Source organism: Paraplanobispora siamensis (genome assembly GCF_016863175.1).
GTDB classification, from domain to species: Bacteria; Actinomycetota; Actinomycetes; order Streptosporangiales; family Streptosporangiaceae; genus Planobispora; species Planobispora siamensis.
Genome location: NZ_BOOJ01000136.1, coordinates 1 through 1,287 on the forward strand (window position 1 = coordinate 1; position 1,287 = coordinate 1,287).

The 1,287-nt window shown below is 78.2% G+C and carries 1 protein-coding gene; it reads left to right on the forward strand.

What is annotated here, in order from left to right; all coding sequences use genetic code 11:
- On the forward strand, positions 1 to 1,287 hold a 1,287-nt coding region (locus tag Psi01_RS42885), incomplete at both ends, for a polyketide synthase dehydratase domain-containing protein (protein WP_204069956.1).

Here is a 1,287-nt window from a genome sequence, read left to right on the forward strand (position 1 = left end):
CGGACGTCCTCGCCTCCGGCCCGCGCCCCACCGGCCAGCCGCCCACCTACGCCTTCCAGCGCGAGCGCTACTGGCTCGGCGACGGCCTGGCGGCGGTCGGCCCGACCGGCGCGGGAGTCGACGGCTCGCGGCACCCGCTGCTCGGCGCCGTCGTGTCCGTGGCCGACGACCGGTACGTCCTCACCGGCCGGCTCTCCCGCCGGGTGGCGCCCTGGCTCGCCGATCACGCGGTGGAGGGCGGCATCCTGCTGCCCGGCGCCGCCTTCGCCGAACTGGCGCTGGAGGCCGCCGCCCACGCGGGCGGCGACCGCCTCGACGAACTGATCATCGAGGCCCCGCTGTACCTGCCCGAGACGGGCGCGGTCACCGTGCAGGTCACCCTCGACCCGCCGGACGCCGAGGGGCGCCGTGCCGTCGCCGTGTTCTCCCGCCACGCGGATGCCGACATCTGGCAGCGGCACGCCTCGGGCGCCGTCGCCGAGGAGCCCGCGCCCGCCGCCGGTCACGGCTGGGCCGCCGCCTGGCCCCCGCCCGCCGCCGTCCCCGTGGAGATCGCGGACGGCTACGAGCGGCTGGCCGAGCAGGGCTACGAGTACGGCCCCGCCTTCCAGGGGCTGCGGGCCGTGTGGCGGGCGGGCCAGGAGCTCTACGCGGAGGTCGTCGCGCCCGAAGGGGTGGACGTGACCGGGTTCGGCATCCACCCCGCCCTCCTCGACGCCGCCTTCCACCCGCTGCTGCTGGCCGGTGACGACGGGGAGCTGCGCCTGCCGTTCGCCTTCCGGGGCGTGCGCCTGCACGCCGCCCAGGCCCGGGCCCTGCGCGTACGGCTGGCCGTGACCGGCGAGGACGTCGCCGTGCAGGTCGCCGACGCCACCGGTACCCCCGTGCTCTCGATCGACGCCCTGCGCGCGAGGACCGCCGCGCCCCGCGCCGCCACCTCCACCCCGTACGGCGTGAACTGGGTGGAGGCGGCGCTCGCGGCGGCCGGAGCCCCCGAGCCGGTCGTGATCCCCTGTGTGAGCCGGGAGCCGGACGTGCCCGCCGCCGTCAGGGACCTGACCGCCCGCGTCCTGACCGCCATCGCCTCCCACCCGGAGGACGGCGCCCCGCTGCTGTTCACGACCCGGCCCGGCGACGTGGCGGGCGCGGCGGTGTGGGGCCTGGTGCGCTCGGCGCAGACCGAACATCCGGGCCGGTTCCTCCTGGCCGAGGTCCCCGGCGGCTACACCGACTGGACCGGGATCGCCGCCGTAGGCGAGCCGCAGGTCCGCGTCGAGGGCGACCGGC